The organism is Ferrovum sp. JA12 (genome assembly GCF_001431705.1).
Taxonomy (GTDB): Bacteria; Pseudomonadota; Gammaproteobacteria; order Burkholderiales; family Ferrovaceae; genus PN-J185.
On sequence record NZ_LJWX01000002.1, the window covers coordinates 666,609 to 685,866 of the forward strand.

Genomic DNA, 19,258 nt, shown 5'->3' on the forward strand with positions numbered 1-19,258 from the left:
CTTAAAATAATGACTAACTCTTTGATAAACGACGAATCAAACTGGATGTATCCCATCGTCCACCACCTAGTTGTTGTACATCAGCATAAAATTGGTCAATCAATGCTGTTAAGGGTAAAGTGGAACCATTTTTTCGTGCCTCATCGAGAACCAAATTTAAATCCTTACGCATCCAGTCCACGGCAAAACCAAAATCAAATTTGTCTTCAAGCATGGTTTTACCGCGGTTTTCCATTTGCCAAGACTGGGCGGCCCCCTTTGAGATAACCTCTAATACTAAATGACCATCAAGACCCGCCTGCTGTGAAAAATGCAGGGCTTCGGATAAACCTTGAACTATTCCTGCGATACAAATTTGATTCACCATTTTTGTTAATTGACCCATGCCATGACCACCCATCAGGGTGACAGCCTTGGCAAAGCACTGCAAGATGGGCTGAGCCAGCTTAAACTGATGCTCATCCCCTCCACACATCACTGTTAACTGACCTTTTTCCGCACCCACTTGGCCGCCTGATACGGGGGCATCAATAAATGCAGCCTGTTGGAGAGCGCACGCTGCACTGATTTCGTGGGCAATGTCAGCGGAGGCGGTGGTGTGGTCAATCAAAAGACTGCCCGCCCTTAAGCCTGCCAAAATCCCCTCCTCACCATACACCACACTTCTTATATCTTGGTCATTACCCACGCACATTAAAACAAAGTCCGATTGTGCAGCAGCCTCTTGAGGAGTATAGGCTATTTTTCCTTGAGGAAACTGTTTTAACCAGTCCTGTGCCTTTTGGCTTGAGCGATTATAAACGGTCACTTGATGACCTTTTTGATGTAAATGTCCAGCCATGGGATAGCCCATTACGCCAAGGCCAATAAAAGATACTGTACTCATAATCAATGCATCCTGTTAGTTGGTAAATACCACATGAAATTGGACAATAACGGCATCTGCCACCGTATCGGGATCCGCCCAAACACCCTGCCCAATCAGGAATGATCCACGGGACAACACAAATTGACCATCGGCCACCAAGAGTGATCCCTGATGGGACAATGCTATAGGTATTTTAATGGTTTTTTGAATGTTTTTGATAGTTAAAACCCCTTCAACCGAATAATGTTGATCTTGGGTTTTAGTAATATTAGAAGAATTAAACTCAGCCACGGGAAACAAAGCCACATTAAACCAGTTTTTTCCTTTGGCTTCATCCTCCGTTTCAGTGGAAGCAAAATCAATACTTGAAAGATCCACTATGATGTGGGCATGACTATTCTGAGGTTGACTGTCATCAAAGTGTATTTGTCCCTGCAGTTTTTTAAAGGCTCCTTGTACAGGAGAGCCTTCCTGTTGAATGGTGAATAACAATTTACTCTGTGTTGAGATGACTTCAGCATTCACTATCGAAGCTCCTAGGCACCAGAGCAAACAACATAATAATGATTTGATCAGCGATTTTTTCATGGTGGAATTCCTTAAAATGTCATTCTGGAAAGAAGGTTTACTTTGTCCCGCCATTGATGCTTAATGGCCCCCAAGATATGTAAAGCCACGAAACTCACTAACACCCAATTTAGGGTTTCATGAATCTCTTTCAACGTATTTGAGAGTTCTTTATTTTTTGCCACGAGATTAGGTAAATGAATCAGGTTTAAATACACGACACTGACCCCAGCGGCAGAGCTATGGAGCCAACCCGTTAGCGGCACCAACAACAACAGCAAATAAATTATTCCATGAACGCTGTGCGAGAGTCTTTTTTCCCAGACCTGTAATCGATCAGGTAGCGCTGGGGGCCGATGAGTCAACCGCCATAGAATGCGCAGAAAAAATAAACCTAATACGGTGATGCCAATCCATTTGTGGTAGGCATAAAGCTTTAACTTTAAAGGAGACAAGGATAAATCAGACATGTAAAGACCTAAAGGAAAGGCAACGACAATGAATACGGCTATCAGCCAGTGCAAAATTACCGCCGTCTTGGTATATTTTTCTATCATAACAACTCCCAGAGTAATTAGTTCGTGTACGAACTAAATTGTAGCAACTATTTAAGATTAAATAAAGTCAAAAAATTTTGGCTAGTTTGCTCGGCCACAGACTCTAGGCTGATCCCTTTTAATCTTGCAATCTCCTTGGCCACCTCCACCACATAGGCCGGTTCATTGGTTTTCCCACGGTAAGGAGCAGGCGCCAAATAAGGGGAATCGGTTTCAATGAGCAAGCGCTCCATGGGTAGGGCGATGACCGTATCTTTAAGATTTTGCGCATTTTTAAAGGTCACAATGCCTGAAATGGAAATATAAAAACCCATCTCTATGGCTTGCTCAGCGACTTCTAAAGACTCTGTAAAGCAATGCAAAATACCCCCTACTTGAGCGGCGTACTCTTGCTTCATAATTTTAAGAGTATCCTCTGGGGCATGTCGAGTATGAATAATTAAGGGTTTTTGACACTCACGCGCTGCACGAATATGCACCCGAAAGCGCTCTCGCTGCCATTCAAGGTCACCCTCTAAGCGAAAATAATCCAAGCCCGTTTCGCCAATACCAATGACTTTTTTATGTTGCGCCAATGTCACTAAACCTGCCACCGTAGGTTCTTCCACCTCTTGGTAATCAGGGTGGACGCCAACTGTGGCATACCAGTCATCATGAAGCATAGCCACTGCAATGACCTCCTGAAAGGTCTCAAGATTGACAGAAATACACAGCGCTTTGCTCACCTTGGCAAGAAGCATGGCCTCTTTAATGTGATCAATACGATTGTTGAGTTCAGGAAAATTAAGATGACAATGAGAATCAATATACATAATAACAACTCAAGGGTTTAAATACAGTGATCGATTCAGGGACAACCAAGGAATTAGCAATGACTCAATCAATAATTTAGGTACCAAGGGATGGCGCAGAGATCGCTTAGCCTGTTTTAACTGTTTTTCCCAAGCCAATAAATCAAAAATTATCACTTTCTCAACAGTGGGTAGATTAACAGCAACATCAATATGAAAAAATCTTTTTTGTAAAAAATACTGACTGATTAAGTCATTACACCACTTATGAGTCCAATCAAGCCAATACTCTAAGGGGATTTTTTGTGCCAATACAGATAACTCCGTTAATTGAACCTGAGGAGTCGTTAACAGCGTAAGATAAGAGTGTCTGAGTTTTTCTACTCCTTGCTCTAAGGCTCTTTTGCTATTAAGTGGTGTCCCATAGACTGCCAATAAAGATAGTGCTTCCAACTCTGGAATCTTTAAATACTCACAGGATTCCTTTGCATTAGGCGCCCTTAATGCAAGTTTTTGGCAACGACTCAGTATAGTGGGTAAGAGTCTTTTTAACTGATCCGCCACCAAAACGAACAGTACATTAGGCGGCGGTTCTTCAAGCGCTTTTAATAGAGCATTGGCAGCATTTATATTTAGGGCATCAGCTTGCTCAATCAACACAATCTTGTAACCATTGCGTTGGGCCCCCACCGTTAAAAAAGGACCGAGATCTCTGACAGCATCGACATTGATAGTCGTACTTTTTTTGTCCTTTGCTTTGTCCTCAGCAGCGTCCTCCTCCAGGGTAACATTACCCTCAATGTTCAGTATCATGAGATCCGGATGCTGTCTTTGTGCTACCCAATGGCAAGCGACGCACTGTTGGCAACTTAGGTGATTAACCGGTGCGAGGCAGAGCAACGATTGAACCAGTGAATAAGAGAATTCCACCTTACCAATACCCTGTGGTCCATGGATCAGTAAGGAGTGAGGAAAATGTCCTCGGTGGCTTAATAATTCTGTTAAAGGTTTGACGTGCCAGGCTAAGGTCACCATAATCTCTCGTTGAGTATAGCCATGACGCAGGCATTTAATTGACTTAACTCAATAGCAGAATTCACCACAACAATTCTCTCGGGGTAGTCACGGGCTCTTTGTAGATAAGCCTCCCGCACACGATTAAAAAAGTGGGCTTGCTCCTGCTCGAATCGGTCGGGCTGCGGACTTACCTGACTCACTCTTTGTCTTGCGATAGCAGGATCTAGGTCAAATAAAAGGGTTAAATCCGGGACCCTGGCTTCCACCCATTGAGTCAATGTGTTTAATACGTCCCAGGGTATTTGTCGCCCTCCCCCTTGATAAGCAAAGCTTGCATCAGTAAAACGATCACTCAGCACCCATTTACCAGCTTTTAGTGCCGGCTCAATAACCTGTTTGATATGCTCATTGCGCGCTGCAAACATGATCAATGTCTCACTCATCACATCCATTTTTTCATGTAACACCAAGCTTCGTAAGTATTCACCAAAGGGTGTCCCACCAGGCTCACGGGTGGTCACGAGATCAACGCCCCGCTGTGTAATCCAATGTTTGATGCTATTAATATGGCTACTTTTGCCGGCGCCATCAATGCCCTCAAGGGTAATAAATCGTGCTTGTTGTGTCATTCTCTGTAAACTACTGTGATGGATGGTGTTGATACTTTAAGACGGCTTGATTATGTTGTGCAAGAGTTTTAGAAAAATAATGGGCGCCATCTCCTTTGGCCACAAAATATAAGTCATCTGTATGAGCCGGATGAAGCACCGCCTGCAACGCTGTTTTACTGGGATAGGCTATTGGCGTGGGAGGTAACCCATGTCGAGTATAGGTATTATAAACGTTATCAATTTTTAAATCTTGATGATGAAGCTTACCGCTATAGCGACTTCCTAAACCAAAAATTACTGTGGGGTCGGTTTGTAAACGCATGCCAATTTTAAGGCGATTTAAAAATACTGCGGCTATGAGGGGTTGCTCAGAGACCACAGCACTTTCTTTCTCAACTAAAGACGCCAATATTAATGCCTCATAGGGAGTATGGATGAGCGGATCTTGCTCCCTATTTTGCCAGAGTTGACGCAAATGAGAATCCATATTGTTTTTTGCGCGTTTAAGAACTTGTATATCCGAATCACCACGATTAAAAAAATAGGTATCCGGATAAAATACCCCTTCGAGAGAAGAGTTATTCCCTGCCAATTGTTGGAGGACCACTTCTGTTGTTAAGTGATCCATTTGATGACTAAGATTTGGGTTCTGAGCTAACTCTTTCTTTAGCTGAGAAAAATTCATACCATCAATAATTTTCACTTCATAGTCGATAGCATCCCCATGAGCGATTTTAGTTAATAATTCATAGGCAGACATGCCATTTCTAAATTCATAACTGCCCGCTTTGATATGACTTTGAATGCCCAGTAACTTCCCCATTAAAATAAAGGAGTAGGGTTCTCTAATAATTTTTTTTTGTGCTAGGTCTTTGGCAATAGTTCTTAAACTATAACCCGATTTTAGCTCATAAATACTGTTTTCTACGGTGAGTTGAAGAGGAATAAAAAGAGAGTATGAGAGCCCAATAAATAGAAATAAAACCAAAAAAACGACCCAGCTAAAGAAGCGTTTCATGATCGTTTTTTATGGTGTCTATTTAAATCTCTGAAATATTAAGGTACCGTTTGTACCGCCAAAACCAAAGGAGTTTGACAAGACTGTGTTAACTGTCATCTGCCTTGCAGTATGTGGTACATAATCCAGATCACACTCAGGACTTGGGTGATCTAGATTGATAGTGGGTGGAACCGTATTATAATAAATGGAGAGTACAGCAAAAACGGCTTCAATCCCCCCTGCAGCACCTAAGAGGTGCCCAGTCATACTTTTGGTGGAACTGACAGCTATTTGTTTTGCATGCTCACCAAAAGCCCGCTTTACGGCGGTGGTTTCACCTAAATCACCTAAGGGTGTTGAGGTACCATGGGCATTAATATAATCCACTTGATCGGGGTTAATTTTGGCATTTTTCATGGCATTCACCATGCTTCGTCTGGCACCATCACCATCCTCTGGCGGTGCTGTGATATGGTGTGCGTCTGCACTCATTCCATAACCGATTAACTCACAGTAAATTTTAGCACCGCGCGCCTTAGCATGTTCGAGTTCCTCTAACACCAGTACACCGGCCCCCTCACCCATGACAAAGCCATCACGTTCCATATCCCAAGGACGCGAGGCTGTGGTGGGAGAATCGTTTCTGGTGCTCAACGCTCGGGCAGCACAAAACCCCCCAATACCCAGCTCATTGATAGCCGCCTCGGCCCCTCCTGCAATCATTACATCGGCATCGCCATACTCAATCAAGCGAGCCGCATCGCCAATACTATGGTTACCCGTGGTGCAGGCCGTTACTAAAGACAAATTAGGTCCCTTTAAACCATACATAATGGACAGATTGCCAGAAATCATGTTGATAATACTGCCAGGAATAAAAAAGGGTGAAATTCTTCTTACTCCTCCCTCAAGGTAAGCGGTGTGGGTATCGGTAATCATAGGTAATCCACCGATGCCCGAACCAATACAAACCCCCTGTCTTTCTGCATCCACAGGATGAGCAGACAACCCAGCATCTTCAATGGCTTGCATTGCCGCAATGAGACCGAAATGGATAAAGGTATCCATCCGTCTTACTTCCTTAGGATTTAAATAGTGATTTACATCTAAACCACGCACTTCGCCGGCAATTTGACAGGGCATTTGTGATGCATCAAATTTACTAATGGTTTGGATACCTGAACGTCCTGCTGTCAGATTTTCCCATGATTCAGTGACTGTATTACCCACTGGAGAGACAATTCCAAGTCCTGTTACAACGACTCGACGATGCGTCATATTGAGTTATTCCTTAAGATAATGGAGCAAAACAATAGTTTTGCTCCAGAAATCTAACTGCCTATTACGCTTTTAGATGGCTATTAACGTAATCAATTGCTTGTTGAACTGTGGTGATTTTCTCTGCTTCTTCATCAGGAATCTCGCACTCAAACTCTTCTTCAAGAGCCATTACTAATTCCACTGTATCAAGCGAGTCAGCGCCTAAATCATCAACAAAAGAAGAATTGTTTTGAACATCTTCCTCCTTCACTCCAAGTTGCTCAGAAACAATTTTTTTGACTCGCTGTTCAATATTTGACATGGGTTTAATCCTTTTTTTCTAGGGTGTAACAAAAACAACGTTATTTTATCAGAACATCTTCAATCTAGCATAACCAATTTAATCCATTGCCATCCCACCGTTCACATGAATGGTGGCACCCGTGATGTAATTGGCTTCTGGAGAAGCTAAAAAAGCCACGGCATGGGCCACATCCTCCGGTTTACCAAGCTTACCCAAGGGGATAGCAGACAACAGAGCCTTTTGTTGTGAGTCATCTAGAACATGGGTCATATCGGTTTCGATAAACCCCGGTGCCACACAGTTCACCGTAATACCACGACTACCCAATTCTCTGGCTAGAGATTTACTCATCCCAATTAAACCCGCTTTAGCGGCAGCATAATTCGCCTGCCCTGGGTTACCTGTGGCACCCACGACGGAGCCAATATTAATAATACGGCCAAAGCGAGCCTTCATCATATCCCTCATCACCGCCCGTGCGAGTCTAAATGTTGCGCTAAGATTCGTATCAATGACATCTTGCCAATCCTCATCACGCATCCGCATAGAGAGCATATCCTTGGTGATCCCGGCGTTATTCACCAAGATAGATACGGCACCAAAGCGATGTTTGATGGTCTCAATTAATTCTAAAATAGCAGGAGCTTCTCTGACATCAAGTACCATTCCGCAACCTGATAGAGAGTGTTCTTTTAATAGCTCGGAAATTTGGTTAGCTCCTGCATCTGTTGTAGAAGTACCCACCACAGTGATCCCATTTTTTGCTAACTGCAACATAATGGCTCGGCCAATTCCTCGACTAGCACCCGTTACTAAGGCAATATGCTGTACTTGTGTCATGATTAATTCCCCTCAATAGCATTTTTCATTACATTGCAGTCATTTAAAGCTATCCCCGTTAACTGACTATCGATACGTTTTACAAGAGGCGCTAAAACCTTACCTGGTCCACATTCATAAAATGTAGTGATACCGAGGTTCGCCATAGCTTGGATGCAAGATACCCATCGTACAGGAGAATACATTTGCGTTATCAGTGCTGTTTTGATTTCTTGGGGTGAGTGACTGGGTCCTGCATGAACATTATGATAGAGAGGAATTGTTGGAACGCTAACAGTAATGGTATCCAAGATATGAGAGAGTTTTTCAGAGGCCTCAGTCAGCAACGAACAATGAGACGGAACACTCATGGCTAGGATCACCGCTCTCTTCGCCCCTTTTTCTTTGGCCATCTTCACAGCACGCTCGATAGCAGAGCGGTGCCCAGCAATAACCACCTGACCGGGAGAATTAAAGTTAGCCGGTTCCAGCACATCTTGCTCCTTAGCTAGAGTGCAAATCTCCTCCACCACAGTGTCATCAACGCCAAGAATAGCCGCCATCGCACCTACGCCAACTGGTACAGCTTCTTGCATTGCCTTAGCGCGTGTCTCGGTCACTATTAATGCATCATTAAAACTGAGTGCGCCCCCCGCTACCAAGGCAGTCAATTCACCTAAGCTATGCCCTGCCAAAGCTGTGGGATGCGTACCACCCAAGTGTAACCAAGTTCGGTAGGCGGCTATGCCAGCCGTTAACATTAAAGGTTGGGTATTCACAGTTTGCGCAAGCGTTTCCTCTGTACCCGTTGTAACCATTGACCAAAAATCTTTTCCTAGCACGTCACTTGCTTCAAGGAAAGTGTCCTTAGCGATACTTAACTCAGCGAAGCCATTCATCATGCCCACGGATTGAGAACCTTGTCCTGGAAAAATAAACGCATAAGCCATTACTTAACTTCTCCTAAAGTTTAAACAGGGCAGATCCCCATGTGAATCCTCCACCCACGCCAACCAATAGACAGGTATCTCCTGGTTTGATTTTACCCTCACGAATCCCTTCATCAAGGGCCAATGGAATAGATGCTGCCGAAGTATTTCCATGGCGTTGGACGGTGACAATTACCTTAGACATGGGTAACTTCAGCTTCTCAGCCGTGGCCTCAATAATGCGAATATTAGCTTGGTGCGGAATGAGCCAATCAATTTGTTCGATACTCATGTTGTGCGCATTAAGGGCTTCTTGCGATACTTGCGCTAACACTTTCACGGCGAATTTAAAGACAGCACCACCGTCCATTTTGACGGTAGGATTGCCACTGGTTTCCCCATTCATAACATGACCTGGCACACAGAGCATGGCAGCATGTCGACCATCCGCATGTAAATGCGTTGATAAAATTCCTGCCGTATCACTCCCTGTTAGCACCACCGCTCCAGCCCCATCACCAAACAACACACAAGTATTACGATCTTGCCAATCAAGTAAATTAGTAAACGTCTCAGCACCTACCACTAAGACGTTAGTGGCTTGACCCGATTTAATGAATTGATCAGCCACTGACAATGCGTAAACAAAACCAGTACATACGGCTTGAATATCAAAAGCAGCCCCATGAGTGCCCCCAAGCTTTTGTTGTAAAAGACAGGCTGTACTGGGAAAAACCATATCTGGCGTGGTGGTAGCGACAATAATTAAATCGATATCCTGGGCAGACAAACGCGCTACAGCTAAGGCTTTTTGCGCCGCATGAAAAGCCATATCACTGGTAGTTTCCTTAGGTCCATGAACGTGCCGACTTTCAATGCCTGTTCTTGTTCTTATCCATTCATCACTGGTTTCAACTCGATGTTCGAGTTCAGCATTTGATAAAATAGTTTCGGGTAAGTAGCTTCCTACTCCCACAATTTTTGAAAATATTGTCATTAAGGATGTTTGGGTAATTGAATTGAATTAATAGTAGCTTCAATGCGTTCAATAATATTGTTTCTATACTCTGAAACGGCATACTGGAGTGCATTTCTAAACGCATAAGCGTCTGCACCGCCATGGCTTTTTACAACAAGACCTCTTAAACCCAACAAACTGGCACCATTATAGCGTCGATGATCTACTTTTTTTCTAAAACTATTTAATACCGGCATGGCAATAATGGCTGCTAATCGGGTAAAGATATTTTTCTTAAATTCATTTTTAATCATCTGACTTAGCATCCAAGCTAACCCTTCAGAGGTTTTTAATACAACATTGCCAACAAAACCGTCGCATACCACCACATTAACGGTACCACGAAAAATATCATCACCTTCGATATTACCGTAGAAATTAATGGGCGATATAGCAAGCAACTGCGCTGCATGTTTAATTACTTCACCGCCCTTAATAGCTTCATGACCAATGTTAAGTAAACCTACCGTGGGACGCTCTATTCCCTCAATAGCAGAACATAGGGTAGAACCCATTATGCCAAACTGTTGTAAATGCTCAGCATCACAATCAACATTAGCCCCTAAGTCTAAAACGTAGACATGCCCTTTAATGGAAGGCATTTTAGTAGCAATGGCGGGACGCTCTATACCAGGCATCATTTTCAGAACGAAGCGAGCCGTAGCCATTAGCGCTCCCGTATTGCCAGCACTAACACAAGCGTGGGCTCTTCCTTCTTTCACTAAATTAATAGCCACTCTCATAGAAGAATCTTTTTTCTTCTTTAAGACGAGAGCCGGCGCCTCATCCATACTGACAACTTCAGATGCATGCTGAATTAAGAGTCTTGGAGAAAACTGAAAACGTAAGCGTTTTAGTTTTTGTTCGATTAAATCCTGAGAGCCAACCAGTATTAGGTTGACCTCAGAATCTAACGCGAGAAGATCAAGTGCGGCAGGAATGGTGACATCAATCCCTATATCACCACCCATTACATCCACGGCAACCGTAACGGTCATAGATCAATCAGTGCTGGTCAGAGGAATTACTGGTTTTTCGTCTTAACAACTTTTTTACCGCGATAAAAGCCATTGGGGCTAATATGATGGCGAAGATGCACTTCACCTGTGGTAGGCTCAGTGGCCAAAGCGGGACCTGTTAAAAAATCATGCGAGCGATGCATGCCTCGTTTAGAGGGAGATTTTTTGTTTTGCTGAACTGCCATGTTGTATGCTCCTAAAAAATAATTTTTACTTTTTCAGCTGATTTAACACCTGAAACGGGTTGGTTTTGTTAGTCTTCTCAGCCCCTGACTCTAGGTGGTGACATTTTTCAGAATCATGAAGCGTCGTAACAGGTAAAGCCAACAATAACTCTTCTTCCACTAACTGCAGCAAAGATAGAGATTGTGGTGCCACAATAACATCAACCCCTGCAATCTCATTTTCCACCTCAGGAAGATATTGCTCATCTTTAACCAATTCAAGTCTCGTTTTAGCGTTGAGTTCAGTGGGTAAGCCCCCTAAACATCGCTGGCAAATGAGGTCCAAAAAACCCTTCACCTCCACCTCTAAAACAGGAACATTGTTGTCATTCATCAGACCTTTTACTTTATAATCAACACTGCCGTGATAGCTGTTAAGATAACCCTTAAGACTAGGTAAATCCTCCGGCACACATTGCCCCTCATGCTCTTCTTGAAGAAGAGCGTAGCGTGTTGGGTCAAAGGTATAATCAATAAACATAAGCCTTCCATTTTAACCAAAGAACCTTATATTGTCAAAGACTTATGCCACTACAAACTAAACAAAACAGGTGACTATGTCATTAATTTTAGCCTCATCTTCTCCGTACAGAAAACAATTGCTCGAACGTTTACACCTTTCTTTTGAGTGTGTTTCACCTTTTATTGATGAGACACCTAGTAGTGGTGAGTCAGCCAGAGATCTTGCCCATCGATTGTCCATTGAAAAAGCCAGGGCTGTAGCTCAGCAATTCCCACAGTCAGTGATCATTGGATCCGATCAATGTGCTGATTTGGCTGGCCAGCTTATTAATAAACCTGGCAATTATAGTAATGCTGTAAATCAGTTAACGAACGCCAGTGGCAAGGAGATGGTTTTTTACAGTGGTTTGGCGGTAGTCTGTCTAAGTCAATCGATAGAATTTAGTTCGGTAGTGGAAACCCGCGTCAAATATAAACACCTTACGGACAAAATGATTCATACCTATCTAGAAAAAGATAAACCCTTTGATTGCGCAGGAAGCGGAAAAATAGAGTCACTCGGTATCGCTTTAGTTGAGTGGGTCAAAAGCGATGACCCGAGTGCTCTTATCGGACTTCCCCTAATTAAAACTGTAGAGTTTTTGATTCAATGTGGTGTTGAGCTACTTTGACTTATTTTTTAACATCAGTAGTGTTCGTGCTCGTATTTGTATCAGTTTTTTCATCTTCACTACGTTTACCGGTCATGGCAACAAAGACAATAGCGCTAATGAAAACAATGGCTGTGAGTGTTTCTAACATAATGATTATCCTCCAAAAATAGATGCATGATTTTTTTATTGTTTGATTCATTGTTTCACAGTTCACACCCTAATGTAAAAGAAAAAGTTATATAAATTAAAAGTATTTCTTATATTAAAGATAATCCCCTATTATGACTAACACAATAGCTTTTGTTCACACCCAATAATATTTATTAACCTATTGAATTTTATGAATAATATGCCGACTTTATATCTGATCCCAGTCCCTGTCTCTGAGGATCCACAATTGACCACCTTGCCTCAGGCGACGCTTTTAGTCATGAAAGAGCTCAATTATTTTGTTGTGGAAAATGCAAAAGTAGCCAGAAAACATCTGAAGGGGTTAAATCTTGAGAAACCCATATCGTCACTATTGATCTCAGAACTAAGTCAGGATACTGATGAAAAAGAATTAGAGTTAATGCTCTCACCCCTGAGTCAATCACACTCAATTGGACTAATGTCTGATGCCGGTTGCCCTGCTGTGGCGGATCCAGGAGCTAAACTCGTGGCCCTCGCTCAGAAAAAAAACATAACCGTGGTGCCTCTCGTTGGGCCCTCCTCTATCATCCTCTCATTGATGGCAAGCGGACTAAATGGTCAACGCTTCTGTTTCAGTGGTTATTTACCAGTCAAAGAAGATGAGAAAAGACAACAGCTACAATTAATGGAAAAACGCTCAAAACAGCATTCAGAAACGCAAATATTTATTGAAACTCCTTACCGCAATCAAGTTATGTTTAACACCCTACTATCAGTTCTACATGTTGAGACTTTATTAACGGTTTCTTTTAATGTAACGGCGAAGGGACAAACTACTCAAACTAAAACCATCAGGCAGTGGCGCTTAACACCAATGGTATTAGAAAAATCACCAGCTATTTATCTATTTCTAGCACAATGATAAGATAGTAAGGTTACTAATTAGATAAATATTATGTGGATAGTTAGATTAGCATTAAAACGCCCTTATACCTTTGTTGTTCTAGCAATCCTTATTGTGATTCTAGGTACCACTGCCATTAAAAAAACCCCAACGGATATTTTCCCGAATATCGATATCCCAGTGGTCAGTGTTATTTGGACTTACAGTGGTTTGCCACCCAAGCAAATGGAAAAATACATTACCACCTTCAGCGAATACTCATTATCAGCTGGGGTCAATGATGTGCGTTCAATAGAATCACAAACCTTAAATGGAGTGAATTCTATTAAAATTTTCTTTCAGCCAAATGTCAAAATTGCAGAGGCTGTGGCTCAGGTGGTCTCAATTTCGCAAACCATCATCAGACGCATGCCCCAAGGCACGGTCCCTCCCTTGATTTTGCGTTATGAAGCCTCAAGTGTCCCCGTGTTGCAACTTGCTCTCTCCAGTAACAAGTTAAATGAATCGCAACTCTATGATTTTGGTATTTATAGAGTACGTACCGCTATCGCTCCGGTGAAGGGTACACGCTTACCCTTGCCCTATGGGGGAAAACCTAGACAAATCCAAGTTGATCTTGACCCTGCAGCAATGATGGCTAAGGGTATTACAGCCAATGATGTTAACAATACTCTTAACAATCAGAACTTAAGTCTGCCTACCGGTGATGCTAAAATTGGCGCTACCGATTATGTGGTGGCCATGAACATGAATCCCACCAATATTGAGTCCATGAATAACTTGCCTATTAAGAAGGTGAATGGCAACTGGATCTACATTCGTGATGTAGCTCATGTTAGAGATGGCTTTGGGGTGCAAACCAACATTGTTCGCTCTAACGGAGAACGAGGAGCATTGTTAACCATTCTTAAAACTGGACAAGCCTCAACCCTCGATGTGGTCAACGGTATTAAGGAGCTCATTCCTGGTCTAAAAAAACAATACCCCGATATTCATATTGAAGAATTATTTGATCAATCGATATTTGTCAAAGCGGCTATTAAAAGTGTTTTAGTGGAAGGTCTAACCGCCGCCTTATTAACCGCTGGCATGATCCTACTGTTCTTAGGGAGTTTACGTAGTACTTTTATTGTAGTGGTCTCCATTCCTTTATCGATTTTTACGTCTCTGATTATTCTTTATTTAACTGGTGAAACGTTAAATATTATGACCCTTGGCGGCTTGGCTTTGGCAGTGGGGATTTTAGTGGATGATGCCACTGTAGAAATAGAAAACATTCATCGTAACGCGGAATTAGGCTTATCCGTTGAGGACACCATTTTACTCGGCGCCTCTCAGATATTTGTTCCCACACTGGTATCAACACTGTCTATTTGTGTGGTGTTTGTCTCAGTGGTATTCTTAAATGGCCCAGCCAAATACCTTTTTACTCCATTGGCACTGGCTGTGGTGTATGCCATGTTAGCCTCTTGGGTATTATCCAGAACACTGGTACCGGTGATGGTCAAATATTTACTACCCAACGAGTTGGGTGGCCCCCATGACTCCCCTATTCATCAAGCTTTTGAACGGTATTTTGAAAAACTAAGAAATCATTATATTCAATTTCTAAAGTTATGTTTGCACCACAAGAAAAACGTCTTAGTAACCAGCGCCTTTATCGTTGTCGCCACCCTCATTGTATTACCTTTTATCGGTCGCGATTTTTTTCCTGTGGTCGATGCTGGGCAAATACGTATCCATGTTAATGCCCCTGCGGGTCTTCGACTTGAGGAAACCGAACGAGTCTATGCTAACGTGGAGAAAACAATCAAAGAGTCCATCTCTGCAGCAGATTTAAACCTCATCTTAGATAATATAGGGATACCTCAGTCTGTTAATCTGGCCTTTACCGATACCCCGACCATCAGTTCAAATGATGGCGAGATTTTAATTTCCTTAAAACCAGATCATCAAACAACGACGCCTGATTACGTGAGGGAATTAAGGCGAATTTTACCGGCCGCGTTCCCCGGTGTTACCTTTTTCTTTCAGCCTGCTGATATCGTAAGCCAAATTCTCAACTTTGGTGTACCCGCCCCAATTGACTTACAAATAGCAGGATTCAACCCCAGCATCCCTGCCATCGCTGACCAATTACAACAAAAAATTGCCAAGATCCCGGGTGCTGCCGATGTTCATCGTTTCCAAGTTCGCAATGCCCCACAAATTAATGTGGTGGTTGACCGAAACAGAGCAGCAGATTTAGGCTTGACAGAGCGTGATGTGGCCAACAATGTATTAATTGGCTTGAGCTCAAGCTCCACCATTACTTATAATCTCTGGCCTGACCCTAAATCTGGGGTGGGCTATCCCATTGCTGTACAAACACCGCAAGCCAAGATTGCCAATCTTAATCAGTTAATGAGTATTAATTTACCGGGAGTGGGTAACAGCAGTTATGAGCCACTCTCCAATGTAGCCAGCTTTAACCGAAGCGAATCACCACTGGTCATTAGTCATTATGATATTCAACCCGTATTTGATATTTACGCTAATGTAGAAGATCAGGATCTGGGGTCGGTGTCCACAAAAATCACTGCTATTATCAATCAAACGATTCCCACCCTCCCTCCTGGAACGAGACTTGTTATGAGAGGACAGGTTGATAGCATGAACCAAGCCTATATCAGGTTGGGTATTGGTATTATCGTCGCAGCCATGGTGGTGTACTTTTTAATGGTCGTGAATTTTCAGTCATGGATGGACCCATTCATCATTATCACTGCTCTGCCAGGGGCTATTTGTGGGGTTATTTGGATACTCTTCACTACTAATACTTCTTTTAGTGTTCCAGCATTAATGGGAGCCATTATGAGTTTAGGAGTGGCCACTGCTAATAGTATTTTAGTGGTGACTTTTGCTAACGATCGGTTACGTACTGGAATTACTCCTCTAGAAGCCGCCATTGAAGCTGGCTTTACTCGTCTGCGCCCTGTTTTAATGACCGCCTCGGCCATGTTAATTGGCATGATACCCATGGCGTTAGGGCTTGGCGAAGGAGGAGAACAAAACGCCCCACTTGGTAGGGCGGTGATTGGCGGCTTACTGATCGCGACTCTCTCTACATTGGTGTTTGTTCCAGTGGTTTTCACTTGGATTAAATCTACCATGATCAAACGTGGTTATCAGTTTAATAATGCCACGATGCATCATGAAGTTATTTAAGGATATAGGTTTTTATGATTAATCATTTCATCGCTCGCTTATTCAAACGTTTATTTAAAGCAAGTCAACCGATTTTAGTAGTTGCGATGGTGTTTTTGCTATTAATAGTGATAGCGCTTATTAATCGTTTTGGCCTTTTTCACAGTAAACCCCGAGCCAAAGTGATGGCTGCAGCCTCTGTGTTAGTGGCTCCTGCTAAGGATGAAAAACCTGACCAAGAAATTGTTTTGCCTGGCACACTGCAACCCTTCAGAGAAACCAATATTTATGCACAGGCCACAGGCTATGTAACCAATTGGTTAGTCGATATTGGTGCCAAGGTAAAAGAAGGTGATTTACTAGCTGTGGTGGACAGTCCTGATGTAGACCAGCAATTGGCTCATGCTAAAGCTATCCTAGCGCAAGCTAAAGCCAATTACCAGATTGCTAACACAACTTATACTCGTTACGCTCAATTATTAGACAAACAATATGTCTCAAAACAATTAGTGGATGAACAGTTAGCCACTAAACTTGCTCGGGAAGCTGAGGTGAGTGCAGATCAAGCGGACGTTAATCGCCTACAAAAACTTCAAGCCTTTGAACAAATACGTGCCCCCTTCAGTGGTTTGATTACCTTTAGAAATGTAGAAAAAGGACAATTGGTCTCCCCTAGTATGACTGGCAATAACGGCGAGCTATTTAAAATTTCAGCCACAGATACTTTACGTTTATTTGTTACGGTAGCGCAAAAACAAGCCGCTTTCATTCATGATGGCGCCCAAGTGAGCATTACTTTGCCTGAGGCTATGGGTAAACATGTTATGGGTAATATTGTACGCAATGCAGGGGCCCTTGATGAATCATCCAAAACACTATTAACCGAAATACAAGTACCTAATATTAATCACCAACTACCAACTGGTGGCTATGCAGAAGCCCATATACCAGTCCATATTAATTACCCTGCCTTAATAGTGAGTTCCAGCTCACTCATTGCCAATGCCGCGGGTCAACAATTGGCTATTGTGGATCAAACGCATCATGTTCATTTAGTAAAAGTGACCGTTGGCGATGACTTTGGTACCGAACTTGAAATTACTTCTGGTTTAAATCGGGGGGATCTTGTGGTATTGAATCCTTCTGATTCCATTTATGAAGGGGCTTTGGTGGTGCCGGTAGTGGCTAAAGGCTCGCACTAAACCAATGATTGAGCTCAATCAAGGATTGAGCCATAAAAATATGAGGTTCTTTCTTTAATAAGTTTACTGAATGGGCGCCATAGGATACGGCGATAGCATGGGCTTTTGCATAGTGAGCCATTTGTAAATCATGGGTGGTATCACCCACCATTAGAGTTTCATGGGGGTAGACTCCTGCCCTGTCCATTAAATATTCCAACATTTCAGGATGGGGCTTAGCCCTTGACTCATCGGCACAGCGGGTGAAAGAAAAAACCCCTTCAAGTTGATTGTTTAGTAGAGATCGATCTAGTCCTTGTCGGGGTTTACCTGTTGCAACAGCTAAAATCTTATGACGTTGATTTAACAGATCTAGCAATTCTCTGGCACCAGAAAACAATGATAATTGGGGTTCACTGGGGAGATAGTATGATCGAAATACCTCAATAAATTCAGGAACCTGTGAAGATTTTAGGGTAGGAACCACATATCGGATGGATTCTATTAAGCCTAAACCAATAACAAATTTAGCTCTCTCGCTGTCCGGGATGGGTAATTGAAGGGAGTGACAGGTTCTCTGGATACAGTTGGCAATATGTAATGTAGAATCTAGTAGCGTTCCATCCCAATCAAAAACTACTAATTTAATTGTTGTCATCATCTTGCTACATTAAGTTGATTAATAAAACGTTGTAAATCCTCAGCCAAGGGCGCCTCAAAAAATACTTTTTCATGAGTAATTGGATGAATAAAAGACAGGGAGGTGGCGTGTAAAAATAAACGTTTTAACTGCCATTTCTGCTGTAATTCTCTGTTCCATTTAAACTCCCCGTATTTATCATCACCCGCCAAGGGATGGCCAATGTGGGATAAATGTACCCTGATTTGATGAGTTCTTCCAGTGATCAAGTTCACCTTTAAAAAACTACCTTCACTAAAGTGCTCTAAGGTTTGTATCTTAGTTACCGCCTCTTGCCCCTCAGGGTTAACTCTCACTTGCCTCTCACCATGGGTATTTTCAGACTTCAAAAGAGATAAACGGATGGTTTGTTGGGGTTGAGTAACTCCCTTAACAAAGGTCAAATAGTGTTTTGTCATCATTCCGTGACGGATTAACTCATGAGCACCTGTTAAAAATGATCTTTTTTTAGCTAAAATGATGACCCCTGAAGTATCACGATCAAGACGATGAACTAATTCTAAAAACTTTTGATCAGGGCGCTGTAATCTTAATTGCTCTATTAATCCCAGGCTAATTCCACTGCCACCATGAACGGCCAAGCCGGAAGGTTTATTAATAACCAAAGCATAGTCATCCTCATATATTACTGATAATTTAGACAAACTATCCTTTTTAATATGATGATTTGTAACAATATTTTTTATAATTTTTACAGGAGGGATACGGATTTTATCGTTTATTTGTAAGCGATAAGTTTGATCGATTCGTCCTGAATTTACCCGTACCTCTCCACTACGAATAATTCGATAGATATGACTCTTAGGAACACCTTTTAGGTGACTGATCAAAAAATTATCAATTCTTTGATTGGCCACCGTTTCGTCGGCGGTAAAAAGTTCAACTGAATTTTTGCTTAAGGCGTGCATTTAACTTATAATACAACTTATTGTTATCAAACAGTCTTATGAAGATAGTTTGATAACTAAATAAAAAAGATGGAAAATATAAATAAACAATGATGTATGTATGACATTATCATTGCTAAGTCATTTGATATCAAATAATTTATTTTTT

The 19,258-nt window shown here is 42.3% G+C and carries 22 protein-coding genes; 4 read left to right on the forward strand and 18 right to left on the reverse strand.

The window, feature by feature from the left end; translation table 11 throughout:
* Window positions 1-13: 13 nt before the first annotated feature.
* The 15 genes from FERRO_RS08225 to FERRO_RS08295 form a co-directional block, all read right to left on the reverse strand.
* Window positions 14-886 carry an NAD(P)-dependent oxidoreductase gene (locus tag FERRO_RS08225; protein ID WP_056930376.1) on the reverse strand — a complete coding sequence of 291 codons (873 nt, stop codon included), beginning with the start codon at window positions 884-886 and terminating at the stop codon, window positions 14-16.
* Window positions 887-901: 15 nt separating this feature from the next.
* Window positions 902-1,456 carry a YceI family protein gene (locus tag FERRO_RS08230; RefSeq protein WP_160318127.1) on the reverse strand — a complete coding sequence of 185 codons (555 nt, stop codon included), beginning with the start codon at window positions 1,454-1,456 and terminating at the stop codon, window positions 902-904.
* Window positions 1,457-1,467: 11 nt separating this feature from the next.
* On the reverse strand, window positions 1,468-1,992 hold the full coding sequence (locus tag FERRO_RS08235; RefSeq protein ID WP_056930378.1) for a cytochrome b: 525 nt from the start codon (window positions 1,990-1,992) through the stop codon (window positions 1,468-1,470).
* Between the two features lie 47 nt (window positions 1,993-2,039).
* Window positions 2,040-2,804, reverse strand: coding sequence for a TatD family hydrolase (locus FERRO_RS08240; protein ID WP_056930379.1), 765 nt, complete (start codon window positions 2,802-2,804; stop codon window positions 2,040-2,042).
* A 9-nt stretch (window positions 2,805-2,813) separates the two neighbouring features.
* Window positions 2,814-3,818 (reverse strand): hypothetical protein, encoded by a 1,005-nt coding sequence (locus FERRO_RS08245; RefSeq protein WP_056930380.1) that lies wholly within the window; start codon window positions 3,816-3,818, stop codon window positions 2,814-2,816.
* On the reverse strand, window positions 3,812-4,429 hold the full coding sequence (gene tmk / locus FERRO_RS08250) for a dTMP kinase (RefSeq protein ID WP_056930381.1): 618 nt from the start codon (window positions 4,427-4,429) through the stop codon (window positions 3,812-3,814). Before tmk ends, FERRO_RS08245 begins: the two co-directional genes overlap by 7 nt.
* A 10-nt stretch (window positions 4,430-4,439) precedes the next feature.
* On the reverse strand, window positions 4,440-5,399 hold the full coding sequence (mltG, locus tag FERRO_RS08255; protein ID WP_160318128.1) for an endolytic transglycosylase MltG: 960 nt from the start codon (window positions 5,397-5,399) through the stop codon (window positions 4,440-4,442).
* 48 nt (window positions 5,400-5,447) lie between these two features.
* A complete protein-coding gene (gene fabF / locus FERRO_RS08260; RefSeq protein ID WP_056930383.1) occupies window positions 5,448-6,689 on the reverse strand; it encodes a beta-ketoacyl-ACP synthase II in 1,242 nt (413 codons plus the stop codon).
* A gap of 64 nt (window positions 6,690-6,753) precedes the next feature.
* Window positions 6,754-6,993 (reverse strand): acyl carrier protein, encoded by a 240-nt coding sequence (acpP, locus tag FERRO_RS08265; RefSeq protein ID WP_056930384.1) that lies wholly within the window; start codon window positions 6,991-6,993, stop codon window positions 6,754-6,756.
* 78 nt (window positions 6,994-7,071) lie between these two features.
* A complete protein-coding gene (gene fabG, locus FERRO_RS08270) occupies window positions 7,072-7,815 on the reverse strand; it encodes a 3-oxoacyl-ACP reductase FabG (protein WP_056930385.1) in 744 nt (247 codons plus the stop codon).
* A gap of 2 nt (window positions 7,816-7,817) precedes the next feature.
* Window positions 7,818-8,744 carry an ACP S-malonyltransferase gene (gene fabD / locus FERRO_RS08275; RefSeq protein WP_056930386.1) on the reverse strand — a complete coding sequence of 309 codons (927 nt, stop codon included), beginning with the start codon at window positions 8,742-8,744 and terminating at the stop codon, window positions 7,818-7,820.
* Between the two features lie 13 nt (window positions 8,745-8,757).
* Complete coding sequence (locus FERRO_RS08280) at window positions 8,758-9,720, reverse strand: beta-ketoacyl-ACP synthase III (RefSeq protein WP_056930387.1); 963 nt, start codon at window positions 9,718-9,720, stop codon at window positions 8,758-8,760.
* The gene (plsX, locus tag FERRO_RS08285) at window positions 9,720-10,739 is read right to left on the reverse strand and encodes a phosphate acyltransferase PlsX (protein WP_056930388.1); all 1,020 of its coding nucleotides are present in this window, start codon (window positions 10,737-10,739) and stop codon (window positions 9,720-9,722) included. Before plsX ends, FERRO_RS08280 begins: the two co-directional genes overlap by 1 nt.
* Before the next feature lie 26 nt (window positions 10,740-10,765).
* A complete protein-coding gene (gene rpmF, locus FERRO_RS08290; RefSeq protein WP_056930389.1) occupies window positions 10,766-10,945 on the reverse strand; it encodes a 50S ribosomal protein L32 in 180 nt (59 codons plus the stop codon).
* A gap of 25 nt (window positions 10,946-10,970) precedes the next feature.
* Window positions 10,971-11,465, reverse strand: coding sequence for a YceD family protein (locus tag FERRO_RS08295; RefSeq protein ID WP_056930390.1), 495 nt, complete (start codon window positions 11,463-11,465; stop codon window positions 10,971-10,973).
* 76 nt (window positions 11,466-11,541) lie between these two features.
* On the opposite strand from FERRO_RS08295, the gene FERRO_RS08300 reads away from it, so the two are divergent.
* Complete coding sequence (locus FERRO_RS08300) at window positions 11,542-12,117, forward strand: Maf family protein (RefSeq protein WP_056930391.1); 576 nt, start codon at window positions 11,542-11,544, stop codon at window positions 12,115-12,117.
* 1 nt (window position 12,118) lies between these two features.
* Here the strand turns inward: FERRO_RS08300 and FERRO_RS10535 are convergent, their stop codons facing one another.
* Complete coding sequence (locus FERRO_RS10535; protein ID WP_275044308.1) at window positions 12,119-12,247, reverse strand: hypothetical protein; 129 nt, start codon at window positions 12,245-12,247, stop codon at window positions 12,119-12,121.
* 201 nt (window positions 12,248-12,448) lie between these two features.
* Here FERRO_RS10535 and FERRO_RS08305 point away from each other — a divergent pair, with 201 nt between their 5' ends.
* The 3 genes from FERRO_RS08305 to FERRO_RS08315 are packed head-to-tail and all read left to right on the forward strand — an operon-like array spanning window position 12,449 to window position 17,523.
* A complete protein-coding gene (locus FERRO_RS08305; protein ID WP_056930392.1) occupies window positions 12,449-13,153 on the forward strand; it encodes an SAM-dependent methyltransferase in 705 nt (234 codons plus the stop codon).
* A gap of 33 nt (window positions 13,154-13,186) precedes the next feature.
* A complete protein-coding gene (locus FERRO_RS08310) occupies window positions 13,187-16,342 on the forward strand; it encodes an efflux RND transporter permease subunit (RefSeq protein ID WP_056930393.1) in 3,156 nt (1,051 codons plus the stop codon).
* Window positions 16,343-16,356: 14 nt separating this feature from the next.
* On the forward strand, window positions 16,357-17,523 hold the full coding sequence (locus FERRO_RS08315) for an efflux RND transporter periplasmic adaptor subunit (protein WP_056930394.1): 1,167 nt from the start codon (window positions 16,357-16,359) through the stop codon (window positions 17,521-17,523).
* Here the strand turns inward: FERRO_RS08315 and FERRO_RS08320 are convergent.
* Both FERRO_RS08320 and FERRO_RS08325 read right to left on the reverse strand, forming a co-directional pair.
* Entirely contained in the window at window positions 17,507-18,163 is a 657-nt protein-coding gene (locus FERRO_RS08320) for an HAD-IA family hydrolase (protein ID WP_056930395.1), read from the reverse strand. The two genes, FERRO_RS08315 and FERRO_RS08320, sit on opposite strands and share 17 nt — an antisense overlap.
* Window positions 18,160-19,110: an RluA family pseudouridine synthase gene (locus FERRO_RS08325; protein WP_056930396.1), complete on the reverse strand. Its 951-nt coding sequence runs from the start codon at window positions 19,108-19,110 to the stop codon at window positions 18,160-18,162. Before FERRO_RS08325 ends, FERRO_RS08320 begins: the two co-directional genes overlap by 4 nt.
* Window positions 19,111-19,258 lie beyond the last annotated feature (148 nt).

Excerpts from the sequence above, each read along its gene's own strand:
- fabF (WP_056930383.1), bottom strand. The coding sequence starts at position 6,689 with ATGACGCATCGTCGAGTCGTTGTAACAGGACTTGGAATTGTCTCTCCA.
- FERRO_RS10535 (WP_275044308.1), bottom strand. The coding sequence starts at position 12,247 with ATGTTAGAAACACTCACAGCCATTGTTTTCATTAGCGCTATTGTCTTT.
- fabG (WP_056930385.1), bottom strand. The coding sequence starts at position 7,815 with ATGACACAAGTACAGCATATTGCCTTAGTAACGGGTGCTAGTCGAGGA.
- FERRO_RS08245 (WP_056930380.1), bottom strand. The coding sequence starts at position 3,818 with ATGGTGACCTTAGCCTGGCACGTCAAACCTTTAACAGAATTATTAAGC.
- fabD (WP_056930386.1), bottom strand. The coding sequence starts at position 8,744 with ATGGCTTATGCGTTTATTTTTCCAGGACAAGGTTCTCAATCCGTGGGC.
- FERRO_RS08315 (WP_056930394.1), top strand. The coding sequence starts at position 16,357 with ATGATTAATCATTTCATCGCTCGCTTATTCAAACGTTTATTTAAAGCA.
- FERRO_RS08320 (WP_056930395.1), bottom strand. The coding sequence starts at position 18,163 with ATGATGACAACAATTAAATTAGTAGTTTTTGATTGGGATGGAACGCTA.
- FERRO_RS08305 (WP_056930392.1), top strand. The coding sequence starts at position 12,449 with ATGCCGACTTTATATCTGATCCCAGTCCCTGTCTCTGAGGATCCACAA.
- FERRO_RS08240 (WP_056930379.1), bottom strand. The coding sequence starts at position 2,804 with ATGTATATTGATTCTCATTGTCATCTTAATTTTCCTGAACTCAACAAT.
- FERRO_RS08295 (WP_056930390.1), bottom strand. The coding sequence starts at position 11,465 with ATGTTTATTGATTATACCTTTGACCCAACACGCTACGCTCTTCTTCAA.
- FERRO_RS08225 (WP_056930376.1), bottom strand. The coding sequence starts at position 886 with ATGAGTACAGTATCTTTTATTGGCCTTGGCGTAATGGGCTATCCCATG.
- acpP (WP_056930384.1), bottom strand. The coding sequence starts at position 6,993 with ATGTCAAATATTGAACAGCGAGTCAAAAAAATTGTTTCTGAGCAACTT.
- FERRO_RS08235 (WP_056930378.1), bottom strand. The coding sequence starts at position 1,992 with ATGATAGAAAAATATACCAAGACGGCGGTAATTTTGCACTGGCTGATA.
- FERRO_RS08280 (WP_056930387.1), bottom strand. The coding sequence starts at position 9,720 with ATGACAATATTTTCAAAAATTGTGGGAGTAGGAAGCTACTTACCCGAA.
- FERRO_RS08310 (WP_056930393.1), top strand. The coding sequence starts at position 13,187 with ATGTGGATAGTTAGATTAGCATTAAAACGCCCTTATACCTTTGTTGTT.
- plsX (WP_056930388.1), bottom strand. The coding sequence starts at position 10,739 with ATGACCGTTACGGTTGCCGTGGATGTAATGGGTGGTGATATAGGGATT.
- FERRO_RS08230 (WP_160318127.1), bottom strand. The coding sequence starts at position 1,456 with ATGAAAAAATCGCTGATCAAATCATTATTATGTTGTTTGCTCTGGTGC.
- rpmF (WP_056930389.1), bottom strand. The coding sequence starts at position 10,945 with ATGGCAGTTCAGCAAAACAAAAAATCTCCCTCTAAACGAGGCATGCAT.
- FERRO_RS08325 (WP_056930396.1), bottom strand. The coding sequence starts at position 19,110 with ATGCACGCCTTAAGCAAAAATTCAGTTGAACTTTTTACCGCCGACGAA.
- FERRO_RS08300 (WP_056930391.1), top strand. The coding sequence starts at position 11,542 with ATGTCATTAATTTTAGCCTCATCTTCTCCGTACAGAAAACAATTGCTC.
- tmk (WP_056930381.1), bottom strand. The coding sequence starts at position 4,429 with ATGACACAACAAGCACGATTTATTACCCTTGAGGGCATTGATGGCGCC.